Below are 18,881 nucleotides of genomic sequence, written 5' to 3'. Positions count from 1 at the left end.
ATCTCCGCGTAGCGCCCCCAACTGATCACGCTCTCCAAGGTCTGCTCCACGAACACTTCGCTCAACGAATCTTCCAGCTCCTGCTCGAACCGCACCCGCGGGGCGCGGTGGCCGCGGCGTTCCTGCAGGATCAGGCGGATGCGTGCTGCCAGGGGCACGTTGCGCACCAGGTGATCGGCGAATTGCGCCTTGCGTTCCTGGGTGCCGTAGTCGGCGAACAGCTTGCCGGCCTCGGTCAGGCTGATATCGGCACCCTTGAGTTCGGCGAAGCCCAGGTGTTCCAGCATTTCAGCCACGGGAAACAGGTCGTCCACCTCCAGCAGCAAACGCTCGGCAACCACCGCCATGCCCGCGCGGCCGTGGTAGGGCTCCGCCGCCAGGGCCTCGATCAGGCCAGCCATGAGGTTGGTGGACACGTCCGGCAACTGGCTGCCGACTTTCAACTCGGCGCGGCCTTTGCTGGCGTCGGCGCTGCGGCGGTCGGTCATCAACGCGTAGATGTCATCGATCATGTTGCGAAAGCGCGGTTCCAGACGGTTGCGCGGGTGGGCGAACGGCACCTTGATCTGTGCCACCACCCGGCCCGGGTTGGAGGACAGCACCAGGATACGGTCGCACATCAGCACCGCTTCCTCGATGTTGTGGGTGACGATCAGGATCGACTTGATCGGCAGTTGCTTGTCGCTCCACAAGTCGAGCAAATCGGTGCGCAGGGTTTCAGCGGTGAGCACGTCCAGGGCCGAGAACGGCTCGTCCATCAGCAGCAGTGTCGGGTTGACCACCAGCGCCCGGGCAAAGCCCACGCGCTGGCGCATGCCGCCGGACAGCTCGCGCGGGTAGGCGTTTTCGAAGCCGTCCAGGCCGATCAGGTCGATGGCCGCCAGCGCCCGCTGGCGTGCCTCCTTGCGCGGAACCTGCAAGGCATGCAAACCGGCCTCCACGTTTTCCAGCACCGTCAGCCAGGGGAACAGCGCAAAGGTCTGGAATACCATGGCCACCCCTTCCGCCGGGCCTTCCAGCGGCTCGCCACGGTAGCGCACATCACCTGCGCTGGGCTCGATCAGGCCGGCGATGATGCGCAGCAACGTCGACTTGCCCGAGCCCGAACGGCCCAGCAACCCGACGATCTCGCCTTCGCGCAGCACCAGGTCGACGTCGCTCAGTACCTGGTGCGCTTCCTTGCCCTTGCCGAAACCGCGGCTCACGTTGCTCAGGGAAAAAATCGGCGCGCTGTTGCCGGGGTGTTCATTCAAGGTATTCATCTGCGGGTTCCCTTCAATTCATGCGCAACTTGTTTTCGGCGATGGCATACAGGGGGCGCCACACCACGCGGTTGAACAGCACCACGAACAGCGACATCACCACCACCCCCAGGGTGATCTTGGGAAAGTCGCCGGCCGCCGTGGTTTCGGCGATGTAGGCGCCCAGCCCGTGGGCCACCACCTTGTCCTGGCCCCAGGCGACAAACTCCGACACGATGCTGGCGTTCCAGGCCCCACCCGAGGCGGTAATGGCACCGGTAACGTAGTACGGAAAGATCCCCGGCAGCATCACCGTGCGCCACCATTGCCACCCACGAATGTGGAAATTGGCCGCCGCTTCGCGGAAGTCGTTGGGGAACGCGCTGGCCCCTGCGATCACGTTGAACAGGATGTACCACTGGGTGCCGAGCACGATCAGCGGGCTGAGCCACACGTCCGGGTTCAACTGGTAACGCAGGATGACGATGACAAACACCGGGAACAGCAGGTTGGCCGGGAACGCGGCGAGAAATTGCGCCAGAGGCTGGACCTTTTCCGCCCATTTGGGCCGCAGGCCGATCATCACCCCCAGCGGTACCCAGATCAGCGACGCCACGGCGATCAGCAGCATCACCCGCACCAGCGTGATCAGGCCCAGGCCCAGCACATGCACGCATTCATCCAGGCCGACCTCGGTGCCCACGTACGTGATGATATGCCACAAGGCATAGAGGGTCAGCGCGCCGATGGCGCCGTTCCATAGCCAGTCCACCAGTTGCGAGGCGCGTGCGCTGGGTGCGGCCTTGCGTCGGCTGCGCGGCAGGCTGAAGCGCCGGTTGCCCAGGCGCCCGATGGTCCGGGTCACGGGCCGCAGCAGGCGCTGCACCAGGCGCGTGCGCTGGATCAGGTTCAGTACCCAGGACTCCGGGGCGCCAGCCTGGGAGGCCGTGTTTTCCATGCGGAACTTGTCAGCCCAGGCCACCAGGGGGCGGAACAGGAACTGGTCGTACAGCAGGATCACCACCACCATGGCCAGGATCACATAGCCCACGGCCGCCATGTCGCGCTGCAGGATGGCCGTGGCCAGGTAGGCCCCCACGCCCGGCAGGGTAATGGTCTGGTCACCCACGGTGATAGCCTCGGAGGCCACCACGAAGAACCAGCCGCCGGACATGCTCATCATCATGTTCCACACCAGGCCAGGGATGGCGTAGGGCACATCGAGCTTCCAGAACTTCTGCCAGGCCGACAGTTGCAGGTTGCTGGCCACCTCTTCCAGGTCCCGGGGCAGCATGCGCAGGGACTGGTAGAAGCTGAAGGTCATGTTCCACGCCTGGCTGGTGAAAATGGCGAAAATAGCCGCGCATTCTGCGCCCAGCACCCGCCCGGGGAACAGCAACAGGAAGAACGTCACGGTAAACGAGATGTACCCCAGCACCGGCACCGACTGCAGGATGTCGAGCACCGGCACCAGCAACTTCTCGGCGCGCCGGCTCTTGGCGGCCAGGGTGCCGTAGAGCAAGGTGAACACCAGCGACGCGGCCATGGCCGCTAGCATGCGCAGGGTGGTGCGCACGGCGTACTCGGGCAGGTCGGCGGGGTCCAGGGAAATGGCCTGGCTCTGCAGGGTGGAAATCGGCGCCCAGGTCTGGTGGGCACCGATGGAGAAGAACAGCAGAAAACCGACCACCAGCGGCAAAGCCATGAGGTCCCAGCGGTTGGGCAGCATTCGCAGCGTTGAAGCCGGAAGATAGTGGCGCAAGATCTTGTTCATGGGGCAGATTCCGGCAGTCGAAGCGTGGCAAACGGCATCGACGCGGAGTATAGGTTCAGGATTGTTACAGTGGCGCAAAATCAGCGTTGTGTTTGTGGATTGTTCAGGATTGTGCAAAAACAGATCGCAAGCCAGCCTTGTGGGCCCCTGCTCGGGGTGGCGCAGGCAGCTATTTGCGTCGCTCTTGCTCTCGATACTGCTTCAATTCCCCCAACCGCAAGTCTTCGGGCAACCCTCGCCCACGCTGTTTGCTATGGCCGATACGCTGGGCGTTGTAGATACCGGTGTGGCCCGACACCAAGTAACTGGCGATACAGGCGATGGCCGCCAGCGGCCCGATGTCGGCACCGAACAGCTCCATGGCCATAATGATGGTGGCGAGCGGCGTGTTGGCAGCGCCGGCGAACACCGCGACGAAACCGATGCCCGCCAGCATGGCGAACGGCAGGTGCAGCAACGGCGCCAATGCGTTGCCCAGGGTGGCGCCGATATAGAACAGCGGGGTCACTTCGCCGCCCTTGAAGCCCGCCCCCAAGGACGCCACGGTGAACGCCAGCTTGCCGAACCAGTCCCAAGGGGCTACCGGCATCTCGAAGGCACGCACGATGCCGGGGATACCCAGGCCGATGTAGTCGTAGGCACCCAGCGCCCACACGGCCACGGCAATCACTACCCCACCGGCGAACGGTCGCAACGGCGGGTAGGCGATGAGCCGCTTGACCAGCGCGCCCAGGCGGTGGGTAGCGGTGGCGAACAGCAAGCCCGCCAGGCCGAAGATGACCCCGGCGATCAGCACCGCCAGCACGCTCCAGCCCTGCACTGGCGCGATCTCGCCGATGGCATAATGGGTGTGCTGCACGCCCCACAGCAGCCCCACCTGGTCGGCGACGATGGCGGCTATCATGCAGGGGAACAGTGCGTCATACCGCAGGCGCCCGATAGCCAGCACCTCCAGACCAAACACCGCACCGGCCAGGGGCGTACCGAACACTGACGCAAAACCGGCACTGATGCCGGCCATGAGAATGATGCGCCGGTCTTCGCGGCGCAGGCGCAGCAGATGCGTCAACTGGTCAGCCAGGGCCCCGCCCATCTGCACCGCGGTACCTTCCCGGCCTACCGAAGCGCCGAACAGGTGCGACACCAGCGTGCCGCCCAGCACCAGCGGGACCATGCGCAGGGGCACCACTTTCCTGGGGTCATGGATCTCGTCGATGAGCAGGTTATTTCCTGCCTCCACCGTCTTGCCCAGGCGGTAGTAGATCCAGCCCACCACGAACCCGGCCACTGGCAACAACCAGATCAGCCAGCGGTGGCTTTCGCGCACGCCGGTGACGTAGTCCAGGGAAAACAGGAAGAACGCCGAAGCAGAGCCGGCCAGCAGGGCGACCAGGCTGGCGAGCAGCAGCCACTTGCCGATGTAGGGCAACAGGTCGAGTTGTTCAAAACGTGTGCGTCTGGACATGGGTCAGTCACCAGGAAAGAAGAGTGCCTGACCAGAAGGGAGTTATTGCGCGTACGCCTACAGCCCCGGTGATCAGGTGTCTGCAGGCATCATCAGCTGCGGCCAGCGCGGCGGTTCAGGGAGGAATGCCATCTCCGTTGGCCATCATAGCCAGATGACCAGGGGAAGTAAAACCTCCCCTGCCGGCTACAGCGCCGTCAATGGCGCAGGCTGCCAGGCCGCTCGGCGTGCGTGGCCCAGGTAGTCGTGGGCCAGGGTCACGGGGGTGTCGAAGCGCAGGTAGCTCAAGTACTGCTCGTCGTGGCGTGGCCAGGTAAGCAAGGCGGCCGTCTGTGGGTTGCCGGTGCGGGCAAAGGCAATGAAGCTGTCGCGCATCTGTTCCGACAACGCCCGTTCCGAGGCACTGAAACTACCCGGCCCCTTGCCCGGCTGGCCGAGGCCGAAAGTGTAGGGAATGTCGCTACCATGGCACGGACCGTAGGGGCCGGCCTGGGCGTAATCGAAACGGTAGGCCCACACTGGCGCGCCCGCGGCCACCAGGCGGTCGGCCAAACGCAGCGCCGGGACACCGACGAAGGTGTCGCTGAACAATTCGCGCTGCCAATCGCCGCCGGGCGCCGTGGTGCGCTGGTAGGTCGCCACCAGTTTGGCCCAGGTGGCTTCGCCGACCTTGGCACGCACCCGCGCTGGCAGACCTTCAAGCAGGTTGACTGCCTTGCCCGCCACGAACAACCCGCTTTCGTCACGACAATGGCCGATCAGTGCCGGCACGGGCGTGAGGTTTTCCAGCGGGTGACGCGGCAGCAGGCTGCCGTCCACGGCCGGGTGGTACGCCTCGCCCCCCAGCAATGGCGTGTTGGACCGTGCCGCCACCTGGATGAACAGGTTATTGAGTTCGGCCACCGGCAGGTCTTGCAGGCGGTGCGCCTGGTCGTCCGCCAGGCCGGCCACCTTCAGCACCTGCCGCAAGACCTGGGCGGGCTCGTCACCGTCGAACAAGGGCCGCGCGCCGCCACTCTGGATGATCACCCGGGCGAACAGACCTTTGGCGGCCGGAGCACCCAGCAGGCAGCCAATGGACATGGCCCCGGCGGATTCGCCCATCAGCGTGACATTCCCCGGGTCGCCACCAAAGGCACCGATGTTGTCGCGTACCCAGCGCAAGGCGGCGATCTGGTCCAGCAGGCCGAGGTTGGCGGCCCCCGGTTCGTCGCTCACCGCCAGAAACCCGAAGCCGCCCATGCGGTAGTTAAGGGTCACGAACACCAGGTCACCGCGGTTGGCGTAGTCGGCGCCCATGAAGCGTGGATCTGCGCCGCTACCCAGCACGAAGGCGCCACCGTGAAACCACACCATCACGGGGCGTTTGTGGCTGGCGGCGCGTGCCGGGGCCCAGACGTTCAGGTACAGGCAGTCCTCGTCGCCTTTGGGTTTTTCTTGCGCCACGGGCGGGTACGGCTGCTGCACGGCCCAAGGGCCATAGGCGTCGGCCAGGCGCGGGGCGTGCCAGGCTTGCAGGGGCTGGGGCGCCTTGAAACGCAGCTCGCCCCGCGGCGGGCGGGCAAACGGTACGCCGCGCCAGACGAGGGTACCGTCGGGGTCCTGGGTACCTTGCAGCACGCCTTGGGCAACGGTCACGCGGGTGGCGGGGGTGGCATCCGCCCAGCTCAGGGAGGGCAGCAGGGCACTGGCGGACAGGGTCAGGCCTTGCTGAAGAAACAGACGGCGGGATGAATCGGCCGGCATGGGTGCAGCTCCTTGCTTGTTATTGTTCCCAACAAGAGTAGGTAGCTGGCTAATTATTAAACAGATGAATGATGGGTTTGAGGGCGATCAGCGAACGCTTTGCGGTTGGGCTCCTCCCCAAGGGTCCGGGGCCCGCGAAGGTCGGGAGGGCCCAACGCGTGGCACCTGAAACACCGCGGCGCCTGCTTCCCGAGCTGGCGCCCGGTCCCACAGGGTGGTAGCTGCGGTGGCGAGGGGGCCATGTGGGACCGGGCGAAGCTCGGGAACGGCGCACCGCGCCGCAGCTGACACGCCGCCCACCGTCATCTAGGGGGCGTATCGCAGCGGCAATCGTGTCGAATATTTGATCTGCTCCATGGAAAAACTCGAGCTGATATCCGACAACCCGGGTATGCGGATCAGTTGCTTGTACACCGCGTCGTACCCCGCCACATCCGGCACGGCAACACGCAGCAGGTAGTCGGTATCGCCGGCCATGCGGTACACCTCCACCACCTCCTCGATACCGGCAACGGCCTGGTGGAAGCCTTCGATCCATTCGGCGTTGTGCTGGGTGGTGCGAATCGATACGAACACCACCACGCCCACGTTCAATTGCCGGCCATCGAGCAGCGCTACCCGCGCGCGAATGATGCCAGCCTCTTCCATTTTCTGGATACGGCGCCAGCACGCGGTACTCCCCAGGCCCACCTGGTCGGCGATGTCGCTGACCGACCGCGTGCAGTCCACTTGCAGAATGTCGAGGATGGCGCGGTCAAGCTTGTCCATGAGGTGTCCTGAAAAGAAGGTAGCGACGAATATTATTCGTCCGCGCACGGCTTTGACAGGTTATTTTTGCAGGTCGACCAGCGGTCTGTGCTGTTCAGGTGCCCTTCAGGTTCGCTTGGTATAACTGGCCCCACGCCCTCTCGCGTCGGAGTCACCGCCATGTCCCAGGTCGTCACCCTGAATGTCACCTTCCCCTGTTTCGGCAAGAACCTGTTCCGCCAGCACGCCGTGCCACGCCGCTCGCCAGAACTGATCAACGACCCGCGCTATGCCGCCGTGCTGATGCCCCAGACCAGCCGCCATTTCAGCAGTGAAGTGGTTGGCCTGAACGACCCTTTCCGCTTTCTCAATGCCATCCTGCAAGCGCATCAGAGCACTCGGGCCTCGCTCTGAGCCCTGGAAATTGCCTATCCTGAGATCACGCCACTGAACCTTGCCGTCCGCGCCCGGTCGACAGGTGCAGCCAGCGCACCGCTGCCCTCTTCCTGCTGGAGACTGTTTCGTGATCTCGACCTTGCACCTGGCCAGGCTCAAAGCCTGGGGCGCCCATGGTTTCACTGCCACCGGGGTGGTCACTGCCCTGCTGGCGACGCTGGCGCTGTTCGAAAACCAGCCCAAGGCCTGCCTGATATGGCTGGGCGTGGCGCTGATCGTCGACGGCGTCGACGGTTCCCTGGCGCGCCGGGTGAATGTGCAGACCGTGTTGCCGCACTTTGATGGCTCAGTGCTGGACCTGGTCATCGATTACCTGACCTATGTGTTCATCCCGGCGCTGTTCATCTACCGCTACATCCCCTTGCCCGAATACACCGCCCTGGTCGCCACTTCGGTGATGCTGGTGTCGTCGCTGTTCTGCTTCTGCAACGTGGAGATGAAAAGCAAGGACAATTACTTCCAGGGCTTCCCCGCGGCCTGGAACGTGGTTGCCCTGTGCCTGTATACCCTGACCCCCTCCCCGTGGATGACGCTGCTGACCATCGTGGTGCTGGCGCTGCTGACCGTCACGCGCATGAAGTTTCTGCACCCGTTCCGCGTGAAGCGTTTCATGCCCATCAACATCGCGGTCACCGCCATCTGGCTGCTGTGCAGCCTGTCGCTGGTGCACGACCACCCTGCTATCAACCCACTGGTGATGACGGTGTGGCTGCTGATGTCGGCTTACTTCCTGGGCGTCTGCGTATGGCGCACGGCGCTGGAGTGGTTCGGGCGCTCGGATGCGTGACTCACGCTGCCCCTGAATCGATCTGCGGCGGACCTGGCCGCGTCCCTGATACCGCGCAGCATCAGGGCCACCGCCTGCACCGCCGACGCGGCCAGGTCCGCTGTTACGGGGACGGGACGCGGATTTGCGCGGCCATGTCCGCGTGCAACACCGAAGGCTCGACGTCGTGAATGCTTTTCTGGCGGCCCTTCAACGGGCCACCCTGACGGCCGTTGAACACCGCCGTGATCTCGGCAAGGATGGCCATCGCCACGCTTTCCGGACTGTCGCCACCCAGGTCCAGGCCCATGGGGTAGTGCAAGCGCTCCAGTGCCGCCAACGGCGGTTCATCCATGTCAGCCAGGAGGCGCTCCGTGCGGTCACGGGGGCCCAGTTGGCCGATGTAGGCGGCCCCGCTACCCAGTGCCGCGCGCAGCCAATGAAAATCCTGACTCAGGCTGTGAGTCATGATGGCGACCGCCGCGCCGTCCAGGCGGTCGGCGAAGGCCAGGGGCGCCCGGGCGTCGGCGCAGATCACTGCCTCTGCTTCCGGAAAGCGCTCTTGCCGGGCGAAATGCGCACGACCATCCACCACCGTGACCTTCCAGCCCAACAGACTGGCCATGCGCACCAGCGGCTGGGCGTCGTGACCGGCACCGAACACCACCAGGCGTCGGGCCGGGGCCAGATATTCAAGGAACACTTCGACCTCACCCCACTCCCCCCGGTACCGGCGCAGCGCCGACTTGCCCAGGCGCTGTACATCGGCCAGCGCGTGCGCCACCAAAGCCGTCAGCGCCGGGTAGCCCCAGTTGCCGTGGCGCACCATGCGGGTGCCCACCGCCAAGGGGCCGTCACTGGCGATGACCGTGGCCAACGCTGCCGACTGGCCGGTATCGCGCACCTGCCGCAGGGTGGCGAGCAATATAGACCCCTCGGTCTGCTGCAGGCGTTCCATGAGCACATACACGGTGCCGTTGCAGCCCAGGCCGAAGCTCAGGGCCGCTTCGTCCAGGGGGTCGTCCTCATCGGCCGCGGTGCTGTAGGCCACGACCTTGGGCCCGCGTTCACTCAGCCACCAGGCTTTCTTCGCCACTTCGCTTTCCAGGCAGCCGCCGCTGACGGTGCCGCTGGGCGCGCCCAGCAGCGGGATCACCATGCGCGCGCCCGGGCGCCGGTAGGCTGAACCACGGACCTTGACCACCGTGGCCAGCACCGCTTCGGTACCGGCACCCAGGCTGGCGTCTACCGCGGCCAGCAGACGATCAATGCAGGGCACTGCTACGGCTCCGGGCCACTTGTTGCGGGGTAATGCGTGCGTCGCTCTCACCGAAGCGGCGCAAAACGAAAGTACTCACGGCGGCCAGCTCCTTGTCACTGTAGCTATGGGCAAAATCAGGCATCTTCTGTTGCGACCCGAACGTGGCCGGATAGTGCCCGGCCAACAGCACGGCGATCAGGTTGGTGCCCAGCGGATCGTTGAGAGTCTTGAGCCCGCCCAGGGTCGCCACGGGGCTCTGGTTGCCCTGGCCGTCCAGGCGGTGGCAGCCAGCGCAGGCGTCGACGAACACCTTGCGGCCCAGGCCGTCACCGGGCGCCAGCGGCCCCTCGTTCACCACCATCTTGGGCCGCGTGATGCCCTCGGGCCTGGCGGCGGCGCCTTGCAGGTACACGGCCACCGCCTGGATATCGGCGGGGGTCAGGAAACGCAGGCTGTGCTCTACCACATCGCTCATGGGCCCACCGGCCATGGCGTAGCCCGGCGCCTCGCCGGTGGCCAGGTAACGGGTCAGTACCTCGCGCGGCCAGCCGCCGACGCCGTAGCGCGGGTCGGAACTGATGTTGTAGGCCTGCCAGTTGCCGATGGTCGCGCCCGCCAGTGATTTGCCGGTGTCTACCGCCTGGAACAGCGTACGCGGCGAATGGCACTCGCCACAGTGCCCCGGCCCCTGCACCAGGTAGGCGCCCCGGTTGAATTCGGCCGACTGTTGCGGGTCAGGCACGAAGCGCTCGTTTGCAGCGAACATCAGGTTCCAGATGGCCATGCCCCAACGCTGGTTGAAGGGGAAGCCGATGTCGTTCTCCTTGGGCGGCTGGTCCACCGGCGCCAGGCTGAACAGGTACGCCTTGATCGCCAGGATGTCCTCGCGAGGCATCAGGGTGTAGGAGGTGTACGGGAACGCAGGGTAGTAATGCTTGCCGTCCTTGCCCACGCCTTTCTGCAGAGCACTGACGAACTCGTCGTCACTCCAGGCGCCAATGCCGGTGGCCGGGTCTGGGGTGATGTTGGGTGAGTAGAGGGTACCGAACGGCAACTGGAACGCCAGGCCGCCGGTGAACGGCTTGCCGCCAGGAGTGGTGTGGCAGGCCTCGCAGTCGGCGGCGCGGGTCAGGTATTCGCCTTTGGCGACCCATTGCGGGTCCGCGGCCTGCGCCGTGAGGCACGCCGTCGCGAGGGTGGCGGCCAGGGCCAGTTTGATAAACGTCATGTCAGCCTTCCTCAAACGGTGTAGTAGCCGGAGCGGCTCAGGGGCAAGCGGCGCACGCGGGCATTGCTGGCCGCGTGCAGGGCGTTGACCAGGGCTGCCGCCACCGGCACCGCGCCAGTTTCGCCGACACCGCCGGGGGCCTCCAGGCTGGGCATCAGGTGCACTTCAACCGGTGGCGCGTCGCTCATGCGGATTTGCCGGTAGGCGTTGAAGTTGTTCTGCTGCACCCGGCCGTTCTCCACCAGAATCTCGTTGAACAGCGCTGCCGACAGGCCGAACAGCGTGCCGCCCTCCACCTGGGAGGTCACCGAGGTGGGGTTGTTGACAAAGCCACAGTCGATCACCGACACCAAGCGCTTGATCCGCAGCCCACGCTCGCCCTGCATTTCCAGCTCCACCACGGTGGCGATGAAACTGCCGAACACCGCGCTCACGGCAATGCCACGGCCCTGCCCGGCGGGCAGCGGCGTGTGCCAGTCAGCCGCGTCGGCGGCGCGCTTGAGCACCGCCAGCGCGCGAGGCTGCGTGGCGATCAATTGTTCGCGGTAGGCAACGGGGTCGGCCTTGGCACGGTGCGCCAGCTCGTCGACGAACGACTCCAGCGCATAGGTACTGCGCAACGGGCCCACCCCGCGCCACCAGGACACGGGAATGGTCTTGGGGTCTTCGCGGATATAGCGCACCTTCAGGTGCGGCAACTGGTAGACAGGCTCGATGGCCACTTCCACCGCGTCGGCGTCGACGCCGTTGGGCGGCAGGGCACCCACGAAACTGGCGATCACCGAGGCGCCGGCAATCCGGTGTTCCCAGCCTTGCAGCTTGCCATCATCGTCCAGGGCCGCGTTCAGGCGGTCCACGTAATGGGGGCGGTACAGGTCGTGGGTCATGTCCTCTTCGCGGCTCCACACCAGCTTGATCGGGTAGTCGACCTGGCGGGCGATGTCCACCGCCTGGAAGATGAAGTCCGACTCCAGGCGGCGGCCAAAGGCACCGCCGATCAACTGGTTGTGGATGATGACTTTTTCAGCCGGCAGGCCGCTGATTTTCGCCGCGCCCATTTGCGCGAACACTGGCGCCTGGGTGCCCACCCATAACTCGCAGGCATCGGCGCGTACGTGCGCCACGCAGCCCATGGGCTCCAGCGGCGAGTGCGAGAGGAACGGTTGTTCGTACACCGCTTCAAAGCGGCTGCTGGCGGAGGCCAGGGTGTTGGCGATGTCGCCGGCCTCATGGGCCACCACTCCGTCCCGGCTGCTGGCGGCCAGCAACGCCTTGTCCAGCAATGCCGAGTGGCCGTCGGCGTTGGCGCCGTAGTCCCAGTCGATGCGCAAGGCCTTCAGGCCCTGCTGGCACGCCCAGAAATGGTCGCCAATCACCGCCACCGCGTTGTTCAGCTTGATGATGTCGCGCACGCCCGGCACCTGACGGGCATCGCCCTCCTCCAGCGCCTTGAGCGTACCGCCGTGAACCGGGCAGGTCAGGGTCGATGCGATGCGCATGCCTGGCACCTGCAGGTCGATGGTGAACTGCGCCTTGCCGATCACCTTGTCCGGGGTGTCCAGGCGCCGCGCCGCGGTGCCCAGCAGTTTGAAGTCGCCCATGGCCTTGAGCGGCACCTCGGTGGGCAGCGGCAACTGCGCGGCCGCGTTGGCCAGCGCGCCGTAGCCCAGCACCTGGCCCTGGGGGCCGTGCACCTGGCCTTGTTCGGCGCGGCACTGGCTGGGGGCCACGTTCCAGCGCAGGGCGGCGGCCTGGGTCAGCAGAATACGCGCCGTAGCGCCCGCCTTGCGCAGCGGCTCCCACGTGAAGCGGGTGGACGACGAACCACCGGTGGCCTGGAATTGCAGGATGGTGTCGGTGTACAGCGCGCCATTGGGTGGCGCTTCCTGGATATGCACCTGGTCCAGGCCCACCTCCAGTTCTTCGGCGACCATCATCGCGATGCCCGTCTGGGCACCCTGGCCCATTTCGATCTTTGGCGAGATGACGCGCACGCTGCCGTCCTCGGCGATCTGCACGAATGCGCCGAAGCCTTCGAAATTCGGCGTACCCGGGCGGCCCGGGGCCACCGCCTCGGCGGCGGCGGAACGGGCCACCATCGGTGGCAGCCAGGTGCTCAGCACCAGGCCGCCGAGGGTCAGCGCGCTGCTTTTGAGCAAGCCACGGCGAGAGAGCACTGTACCCGGGGGAGTGGCGGTTTTCATCAGATTGTTCCTCAGGCCTGGCTGACGCTTTTGATCGCGGCGCGGATGCGGGTATAGGTCGCGCAGCGGCACAGGTTGCCGGTCATCGCCGTGACGATCTGCTCGTCGTCGGCCTGCGGGTGGTTGTGCAGCAGCGCTGCCGCGGCCATGATCTGCCCCGGCTGGCAGTAACCGCACTGCACTACTTCATGTTCAAGCCAGGCTTGTTGCAACTGGGCGCCCACCTGGGTCTCGCCGACCCCTTCGATGGTGGTGATGGCGTGGCCTTCCACGGCGCTGACCGGCAGCACGCACGAGCGCACGGCCTGGCCATCCAGGTGCACGGTACACACGCCACACTGGGCGATACCGCAGCCATATTTGGTGCCGGTCATGCCCAGCACATCGCGTAGCACCCACAGCAATGGCATATCGGCAGGCACGTCGACGGCGTGCTCCTGCCCATTGATGGTCAGTTTGTGCATGGCTTCCTCTTCTACGGCAATCACGGTGGCGCCTGCCGGGCTACGTTGGCCGGGCAGTACGCAAGCAGTCTAGAACTTTAGCAGCGTATACAACGCAATATTGCACTGACGTGCTTTTTCCGGACGATCACGCAAACAATCCGCAGCATTGTGCAAGCCAATGCCCACTGGCTATGCTGGAGCCATGACCAGCCCTGCCCCGACCCGCCAACCCTGCCCCCCTGCCGCCTGCATTTGCGGGCACGGGCAGTTGCTGGACACCCCAGGGGCCGACTGCCGAATCTTGCAGTTGACCCGGCATGAAGAGCGCAAGCTGATCGAACGCCTGGAGAACCTGCAAAGCCTGGAAGACCTGCAGCGCCTGTGCGGCAGAATGCAGGAACTGCTGGGCATCGGCGTACGCATCACCCCGGGCCACAACGAAGTGCGGAGCGTGCGCGGAGTGGTGTTTGAATTCGATGAACAGCCGGGGCTGTGCCGCAAGACTCGCGAAGCAATCCCGGCGGCGATTCGCCGGGCGCTGGTGCGGCGGCCTGAGATCTTCTTCCGGCTGCTGGATGAGCATGACTTGTTGCGGGGGGCGTAAAATCGATAGCGGCAGGGCCAGGCTATGACGCGACCCTATCAGAGCAGCTTGTTGAGCACATAAGTGTCAAACCAGGGTGGCTGAATGTCCGACTTGATCTCGATACATTCGCCATCGGTTATTTCGGCCAGCTGAGCGAAACCCTCGCCCTCATCGGAGTTATCGAATACATAAGCTCTGTTGGAGACCAAAATCGCTTCGGACAAAAGGTCGAGCGAGCGGAAATAACGCGTACGAATTTTCTCAGGTGCAACATTATGGCCCCCCTGAGAAACCCGATAGGCCACACGACGGACATTGATTTCAGGATCGGCGGTGGCTACGTAGTACACGTATACCCGGTAACCCGCATCGCGAGCTTCACGCAGCAGGCCTACTTTGTCTGCGGAAGACATTACCGTCTCAAACGTAAAGCTTATGCGTTCGCGAATGAGCATACGCCTGACAAAATCGGACAACGCCGACGCGACGTACGAATCAATGGTAGTTTTGTCGAAATTCAAACGGTTCCCGTCAATGGAGAGCCGTTGCAATTTATGCAGCGCAGTCGCGGAGACATTCAGAACCGGGTGGGCGCGAAGAAATTCGAAAACCTCAGCCTGGTGCTTTCCGATCCCATAGGAGGAAAAATCGAAATAGCCGGTACTGCCGATGTTCCTCTCTATGTCATCTGGATTGACATAACGGCCTAAGAGGTGTTTCGGTATCAACCGATTGAACGTGCTTTTGCCTGAACCGTTCGGACCCGCAAATATCCGTATTCGGGGCGTACTCAAGAACTGGCCCGATCCTCTTGCCTGCGAATCTTCAACCGAGTGCCGCTTTTCAGATGGCCATATTCACCCAGTGAGCGAACAGGCGTGCGGGCATGTTCAGAAACCTCGAGCAATTCACCGTTCCTGGCCACGAGCACACTTGCACCTTGAGCGATGGCAGCCTTGAAGGCGTTGCTGAACGCCTTGATCGCAATGTCAGGTATACGAGACTCCTGCACGGCTATCTGGTTTTCACTGGGTGAAGTTTTTTGTTTGCGAGACATCGAGAACTCCGTCAACGAGGATGCAGGTGGAGGCAATTGCAATGGTATAGCACATTCAGAATCGACCTGAGACACAAGGAATGGCAGGTATTGTTACGGTTTGATTCTGTTGGCTCAAAGGTTACCCCAAGTCATGGCAGAAATGCATGCACGGCGGCTGGCGCGGGATAAGCGGTTAGGACGTTAACCGTTTGACGCGATACGGCAGTCGAACCGCGTTGCGCTTTTCCCGAGCTTCGCCCGGTCCCACAGGGACAAGCCTCGCGCCCAGCAACAACCCTGTGGGACCGGGCGCCAGCTCGGGAGGCAGGCGACTTGGCGCCAACAGGCTTTCCGCCGGCTAGGACTGCTCGCTGCGAGGTTTTTTGCCCAGCACCAACCACAACACCAGCAACCACGCCACCGTCATCACCGCACCACCGGCCAGCAGGCTGGCGCTGATCGCCGTGCGGTACAGCTCGGTGAGCTGGGCCACATCGGTGCCCGATTGCACCGCCGAGCCAATGCCCTGGGGCAAGGTCAACGACATGCCTTGCAGCGCAGCTGGCAGTTGGGCGAGTTCATGGCGCAGGGTATAGCTCATGATGCCCCCCGCCACGGCCACGCCCAGCGCCGCACCCAGTGAACGGCAGAACGACAGGCCCGCCGTGGCCGCCCCCATGACTTTCAGATCCACGGCATTCTGCACGATCACGGTGGCGTTGGGCATGCCGATGCCCATGCCTGAACCGAGCACGCCCATTGCCAGCAGGAAATACGGTGCACCCAACTGGTGGCGAGCAAAGATCAGCAACAGGAACAGGCCCAGCGCTTCCAGGCCCACGCCCAGCAGCAGCAAGGTGGCATGGTTTTGCCGGCGGGTGGAAATGGCGCCGCCGATGAACGAGCTGACCACCATCATCACCACCTGGGGCAAGGTCATGATGCCCGACTCGGTAGGGGTCTGGTGCAGCACCGCCTGGTAGTACAGCGGCATGAACACCAGCGAGCCCATCATCGCGAAGGCCATGGCCGCCATCGCCGCCACCGCCACACTGAAGCGTCGGTTGGCGAACAGGCGCGGGTCGATGATCGGCTCCGGCGCCTTGTGTTCCACCTTGTACAGCACGGCGAACCCGACCACCGCCAGCAACCCCAGGCCCCAGGTAGCCAGCGGGTCGACCTGCCCGGCCTGGGAAAAGGAATGGGTGAGCAGCAGCAAGGCCGAGGTGGCCACGCACAGCACGGCCGCGCCACGGTAGTCGACCTTCACGTCCGGCCGCCGCTTGATGGCCGGCAGGTTGATCATCAGGCCGGCGATGGCCAGCGCTCCCAGGGGAATGTTGATCAGGAATACCCAGCGCCAGCTGAACTGCGTGGTGATGAAACCACCCAGCAATGGCCCGGCCGCCGCGCTGACGGCGAACGCCGCCGAGAACAGGCCCTGATAACGCCCCCGCTCGGAGGGCTTGACCACGCTGCCGATCACCACCTGAGACAGGGTCATCAACCCACCAGCGCCCAGGCCCTGAAGCCCGCGAAACGCAATGAGCTGGCCCATGCTGTTGGCCAGGCCGCACAGCAACGAAGCCCCGACGAACACGCCGATGCTGAGCAGGAACAGGGGCCGCTTGCCGTACAGATCCGACAACTTGCCATACAAGGGCGCGCCGATGGTGGACGTCAGCATGAACAGCGTCACCACCCAACTCATGCCTTCGATGCCTTTCATTTCGCTGGCGATCACCGGCAACGCGGTGGCCACGATGCTCTGGTCCAACGCTGCCAGAACCATCGCGACCAGCAGCGAGGCCAGCAGCCAGAACCCTGGGCGGCTGCTACTCGTGGTCGAAGCGATGGCGGATTCGGTGTGGGGGTGGGAAGACAACGGGCAGTTCCTCCAAGGGGTAAAGGCGCGGCCGTCGATTTAGCCTTGCCGACCCTGGGTCTGACAAGGGCAGGGAGCAAACCTCCGCACAAACTGCACAATTGCGCCGGGCGCGGTAGAATCACGCCCCCCACCTTCACAACAAGACGCCGACATGGACGCCCACTCGCTCCTCGCCTACACCCTGGTCGCCAGCATCGCCATCGCCAGCCCTGGCCCCGCCACCGTCATGGCCTTGAACAACAGCATCGCTTACGGCGCACGGTCCACGCTGTGGTCGTCGCTGGGGAACGCGTGCGGGCTGTTCTGCCTGTCGGCGGCGGCGATGCTGGGCCTGGGGGTGCTCATCGCCAGCTCCGAACTGCTGTTCAACGCCGTGAAGATCGCAGGCGCCTGCTACCTGTTCTACCTGGGCGCACGCCAACTGTTCGGCAAGCCGCGCCTGCTGGCCGAGGCCAGCGACGGCTCCGTCGCCCCCCTGCCGTCCCGGACGAAGCTGTTCAAGTCGGCATTCTTCACCGCCGCCAGCAATCCCAAGGCGACCATGTTCTTCACCGCCCTGTTCCCCCAGTTCATCGATCAAAGCGCACCGATGCTGGCGCAGTTCCTGGTACTGACGCTGATCTTCATGGGCTTGTCGATCACCTCCCTGAGCCTGTACGCGGCGCTGGCGTCGCGGGCCAAGGGCGTCTTGACCCGGCCGCGCTTTGCCCGCTGGGTCAGCCGCGTGGTGGGCAGCACGTTCATTTTCTTCGGCACCGCCATTTTAAGCATGCGCCGCCAGGTGGCGTGAAACCTCAGGCGGCAGGTTCGGGGTCGAGCGCCACCAGTGGAATCGTCTCGATGGCCCAGGCCCCACCTTCGCGCCGCTCCGGGCCCGGCACCACGCACGCCGTGCGGCCGGTGAACTCCCGCGCCAGGCGCGCCTCGTCGATGCGCCAGCCACGCTGCTCCAGCTCGCGAAGCCGCTGACGAAAGGCGATCTGCAGGCCATCGGACTTTACCGACACTTCCTGCTGCCACGTGTCCGGCACACGCTCTGGGCGCACCTTGCGCAGCACTTCATGGTCCTGCTCGAAGATGCGCAGGTTGCTCGCGATAGTGCGCCGGTCGAACAGCGGCGAGCGCAGGAAGGTACGCCCCATCATCCACCAGGTGCGGGTCCGGTTGGCCGCCACCGGCACATGCGCCGAGACAATATGGATGGTCCACCCGGGGCGCGGGCTCAGTTGCAGCGTGGCGCACGGGCCGGAGAAGTGAAAACCGGGCACGGTGGCCACGTCGACGTGCTCGCCGGTAGGGCGACGGCGCAACCAGCCCTTGCGCACGGGGCGGCGCATGAGCATCTGCGCCTGGCCGCCCCAGGTATCGCGCTGCACTTCGAAGGCGGCGATTTCCGGGTGGTCGGGGTCGCCGAAGGTAGAACCGTGGACAAAAGGCGCGTGGGCGAAGTCCAGGCCATTTTCCATGACGCGATCCCAGCTGGCATCCCAGTCGAAATGCCCCGCCACCACCCGTACGTTGGGGTCATCGACCCAGTCCAGGGCCGGCAGCGGCGGCCGCTCGGCCTCGGGCAGGTCGCCGAGAAAAGCCCAGATCCACCCATGCCGTTCCACGGTAGGGTAAGCGTCTACTCGCGCCTTGACCGGCACCCGTGCCGTCGGCTGTGCGGGGATGTGGCTGCAGCGGCCATCGGCGCCAAAGCGCCAACCGTGGTAGGGGCATTGCACCGTGGCGCCGACCTTGCCCCCGGCCGACAGCGAACCGCCGCGGTGCACACAGATGTCTGACAGCAAGCGGGCATGACCGGCCTCGTCGCGAAAGGCCACGAACGGCTGGCCGAGCAGTTGTACCGGGGCCAGGCCGTCGGTCAGCTGCGCCGAGGGCATGACGACGTACCAGAGATTGATCAGCATGGAACCTTGTACCTTGGAATAAATAGGCGGCCTTGCCGTCAGGGTCCGGGGCAAGCCAATTCTGAAGACACACCGGTTCACCAGGGAAAGCATGGCGCGCCAGCTAGCGTCTGCAGAGGGT

At 64.7% G+C, this 18,881-nt stretch carries 17 protein-coding genes and 1 riboswitch; of the genes, 4 read left to right on the top strand and 13 right to left on the bottom strand.

Going from position 1 to position 18,881, the window contains the following annotated elements; translation table 11 throughout:
* The 5 genes from QBK88_RS20925 to QBK88_RS20905 all read right to left on the bottom strand — a co-directional run.
* A partial coding sequence (locus tag QBK88_RS20925) for a nitrate/sulfonate/bicarbonate ABC transporter ATP-binding protein (RefSeq protein ID WP_277963551.1) occupies positions 1-1,262 on the bottom strand: 1,262 nt, incomplete at its 3' end.
* Between the two features lie 13 nt (positions 1,263-1,275).
* A complete protein-coding gene (locus QBK88_RS20920) occupies positions 1,276-3,015 on the bottom strand; it encodes an ABC transporter permease (RefSeq protein ID WP_277963550.1) in 1,740 nt (579 codons plus the stop codon).
* Positions 3,016-3,184: 169 nt separating this feature from the next.
* The gene (locus QBK88_RS20915) at positions 3,185-4,480 is read right to left on the bottom strand and encodes a voltage-gated chloride channel family protein (protein ID WP_277963549.1); all 1,296 of its coding nucleotides are present in this window, start codon (positions 4,478-4,480) and stop codon (positions 3,185-3,187) included.
* Between the two features lie 76 nt (positions 4,481-4,556).
* Positions 4,557-4,625, bottom strand: a riboswitch (Fluoride riboswitch).
* Between the two features lie 41 nt (positions 4,626-4,666).
* A complete protein-coding gene (locus QBK88_RS20910) occupies positions 4,667-6,226 on the bottom strand; it encodes a carboxylesterase/lipase family protein (RefSeq protein ID WP_277963548.1) in 1,560 nt (519 codons plus the stop codon).
* A gap of 306 nt (positions 6,227-6,532) precedes the next feature.
* The gene (locus QBK88_RS20905) at positions 6,533-6,994 is read right to left on the bottom strand and encodes an Lrp/AsnC family transcriptional regulator (RefSeq protein WP_158154641.1); all 462 of its coding nucleotides are present in this window, start codon (positions 6,992-6,994) and stop codon (positions 6,533-6,535) included.
* A gap of 159 nt (positions 6,995-7,153) precedes the next feature.
* Here QBK88_RS20905 and QBK88_RS20900 point away from each other — a divergent pair, with 159 nt between their 5' ends.
* The gene (locus QBK88_RS20900) at positions 7,154-7,387 is read left to right on the top strand and encodes a hypothetical protein (RefSeq protein ID WP_277963547.1); all 234 of its coding nucleotides are present in this window, start codon (positions 7,154-7,156) and stop codon (positions 7,385-7,387) included.
* A 109-nt stretch (positions 7,388-7,496) separates the two neighbouring features.
* Positions 7,497-8,216: a phosphatidylcholine synthase gene (pcsA, locus tag QBK88_RS20895; protein WP_277963546.1), complete on the top strand. Its 720-nt coding sequence runs from the start codon at positions 7,497-7,499 to the stop codon at positions 8,214-8,216.
* Between the two features lie 103 nt (positions 8,217-8,319).
* On the opposite strand, the gene QBK88_RS20890 is transcribed toward pcsA, so the two are convergent.
* Genes QBK88_RS20890 through QBK88_RS20875 form a run of 4 tightly spaced genes read right to left on the bottom strand, consistent with a single transcriptional unit; the run spans position 8,320 to position 13,352 of the window.
* A complete protein-coding gene (locus tag QBK88_RS20890) occupies positions 8,320-9,474 on the bottom strand; it encodes an XdhC/CoxI family protein (protein WP_277963545.1) in 1,155 nt (384 codons plus the stop codon).
* Positions 9,461-10,684: a cytochrome c gene (locus tag QBK88_RS20885; RefSeq protein WP_277963544.1), complete on the bottom strand. Its 1,224-nt coding sequence runs from the start codon at positions 10,682-10,684 to the stop codon at positions 9,461-9,463. The genes QBK88_RS20890 and QBK88_RS20885 overlap by 14 nt, the downstream gene beginning before the upstream one ends.
* A gap of 11 nt (positions 10,685-10,695) precedes the next feature.
* Positions 10,696-12,888, bottom strand: coding sequence for a molybdopterin cofactor-binding domain-containing protein (locus QBK88_RS20880; protein ID WP_277963543.1), 2,193 nt, complete (start codon positions 12,886-12,888; stop codon positions 10,696-10,698).
* A gap of 11 nt (positions 12,889-12,899) precedes the next feature.
* Positions 12,900-13,352: a (2Fe-2S)-binding protein gene (locus QBK88_RS20875; protein ID WP_268151610.1), complete on the bottom strand. Its 453-nt coding sequence runs from the start codon at positions 13,350-13,352 to the stop codon at positions 12,900-12,902.
* A gap of 184 nt (positions 13,353-13,536) precedes the next feature.
* Between QBK88_RS20875 and QBK88_RS20870 the strand changes: the two genes are divergently transcribed.
* Entirely contained in the window at positions 13,537-13,938 is a 402-nt protein-coding gene (locus QBK88_RS20870) for a hypothetical protein (RefSeq protein ID WP_277963542.1), read from the top strand.
* 38 nt (positions 13,939-13,976) lie between these two features.
* Here the strand turns inward: QBK88_RS20870 and QBK88_RS20865 are convergent, their stop codons facing one another.
* The 3 genes from QBK88_RS20865 to QBK88_RS20855 form a co-directional block, all read right to left on the bottom strand.
* Positions 13,977-14,714 carry a zeta toxin family protein gene (locus QBK88_RS20865; protein WP_277963541.1) on the bottom strand — a complete coding sequence of 246 codons (738 nt, stop codon included), beginning with the start codon at positions 14,712-14,714 and terminating at the stop codon, positions 13,977-13,979.
* Complete coding sequence (locus QBK88_RS20860; RefSeq protein ID WP_277963540.1) at positions 14,711-14,977, bottom strand: hypothetical protein; 267 nt, start codon at positions 14,975-14,977, stop codon at positions 14,711-14,713. The genes QBK88_RS20865 and QBK88_RS20860 overlap by 4 nt, the downstream gene beginning before the upstream one ends.
* Positions 14,978-15,317: 340 nt before the next feature.
* The gene (locus QBK88_RS20855; RefSeq protein WP_277963539.1) at positions 15,318-16,844 is read right to left on the bottom strand and encodes a DHA2 family efflux MFS transporter permease subunit; all 1,527 of its coding nucleotides are present in this window, start codon (positions 16,842-16,844) and stop codon (positions 15,318-15,320) included.
* 154 nt (positions 16,845-16,998) lie between these two features.
* On the opposite strand from QBK88_RS20855, the gene QBK88_RS20850 reads away from it, so the two are divergent.
* The gene (locus QBK88_RS20850) at positions 16,999-17,637 is read left to right on the top strand and encodes a LysE family translocator (protein ID WP_277963538.1); all 639 of its coding nucleotides are present in this window, start codon (positions 16,999-17,001) and stop codon (positions 17,635-17,637) included.
* 4 nt (positions 17,638-17,641) lie between these two features.
* Here QBK88_RS20850 and QBK88_RS20845 read toward each other — a convergent pair whose 3' ends face one another.
* A complete protein-coding gene (locus QBK88_RS20845; protein WP_277963537.1) occupies positions 17,642-18,760 on the bottom strand; it encodes an aromatic ring-hydroxylating oxygenase subunit alpha in 1,119 nt (372 codons plus the stop codon).
* Positions 18,761-18,881: the final 121 nt, after the last annotated feature.

Origin of the sequence: Pseudomonas sp. RIT-To-2, assembly GCF_029623465.1 — a bacterium.
GTDB lineage: Bacteria > Pseudomonadota > Gammaproteobacteria > Pseudomonadales > Pseudomonadaceae > Aquipseudomonas > Aquipseudomonas silvicola.
This window is presented reverse-complemented; position numbering and strand designations above follow the sequence as displayed.

Coding starts and splice junctions, on each gene's coding strand:
- QBK88_RS20920 (WP_277963550.1), bottom strand. CDS start 3,015: ATGAACAAGATCTTGCGCCACTATCTTCCGGCTTCAACGCTGCGAATG.
- QBK88_RS20915 (WP_277963549.1), bottom strand. CDS start 4,480: ATGTCCAGACGCACACGTTTTGAACAACTCGACCTGTTGCCCTACATC.
- QBK88_RS20910 (WP_277963548.1), bottom strand. CDS start 6,226: ATGCCGGCCGATTCATCCCGCCGTCTGTTTCTTCAGCAAGGCCTGACC.
- QBK88_RS20905 (WP_158154641.1), bottom strand. CDS start 6,994: ATGGACAAGCTTGACCGCGCCATCCTCGACATTCTGCAAGTGGACTGC.
- QBK88_RS20900 (WP_277963547.1), top strand. CDS start 7,154: ATGTCCCAGGTCGTCACCCTGAATGTCACCTTCCCCTGTTTCGGCAAG.
- QBK88_RS20885 (WP_277963544.1), bottom strand. CDS start 10,684: ATGACGTTTATCAAACTGGCCCTGGCCGCCACCCTCGCGACGGCGTGC.
- QBK88_RS20880 (WP_277963543.1), bottom strand. CDS start 12,888: ATGAAAACCGCCACTCCCCCGGGTACAGTGCTCTCTCGCCGTGGCTTG.
- QBK88_RS20875 (WP_268151610.1), bottom strand. CDS start 13,352: ATGCACAAACTGACCATCAATGGGCAGGAGCACGCCGTCGACGTGCCT.
- QBK88_RS20870 (WP_277963542.1), top strand. CDS start 13,537: ATGACCAGCCCTGCCCCGACCCGCCAACCCTGCCCCCCTGCCGCCTGC.
- QBK88_RS20860 (WP_277963540.1), bottom strand. CDS start 14,977: ATGTCTCGCAAACAAAAAACTTCACCCAGTGAAAACCAGATAGCCGTG.
- QBK88_RS20850 (WP_277963538.1), top strand. CDS start 16,999: ATGGACGCCCACTCGCTCCTCGCCTACACCCTGGTCGCCAGCATCGCC.
- QBK88_RS20845 (WP_277963537.1), bottom strand. CDS start 18,760: ATGCTGATCAATCTCTGGTACGTCGTCATGCCCTCGGCGCAGCTGACC.